Here is a 358-nt window from a genome sequence, read left to right as displayed (position 1 = left end):
CATCGAGATTAACAGATGGACAATTCAAGGCAACATTGGATATTAAGAACCATCATTATGAAACTGGACTATATCATATCCATGCCTATGGTCTATTGCCAAATAGTCAGTTAACTGGATTATTTGCAACCCATTATACTTTGCCAAGTCCTAAAATTGAACATACTCTCACTCAAACAAGCAATACAAGTGTTGACATTCTAATTTCTGGAGTGCCTCAGTATTTCAAGACTGTCCGTGTGCCGATCTGGTCAAATGCCAATGGTCAGGATGAAATAAAATGGTATGAGGCATCGAGATTAACAGATGGACAATTCAAGGCAACATTGGATATTAAGAACCATCATTATGAAACTGG

1 protein-coding gene is annotated in these 358 nt (G+C 37.4%); it reads left to right on the top strand.

Annotated elements, in window-relative coordinates; translation table 11 throughout:
• Positions 1–358 (top strand): GBS Bsp-like repeat-containing protein (locus tag NF418_RS10365; RefSeq protein ID WP_256779542.1); only part of this gene is annotated, 358 nt, incomplete at both ends.

The organism is Streptococcus suis (genome assembly GCF_024509555.1).
Taxonomy (GTDB): Bacteria; Bacillota; Bacilli; order Lactobacillales; family Streptococcaceae; genus Streptococcus; species Streptococcus suis_AD.
This window is presented reverse-complemented; position numbering and strand designations above follow the sequence as displayed.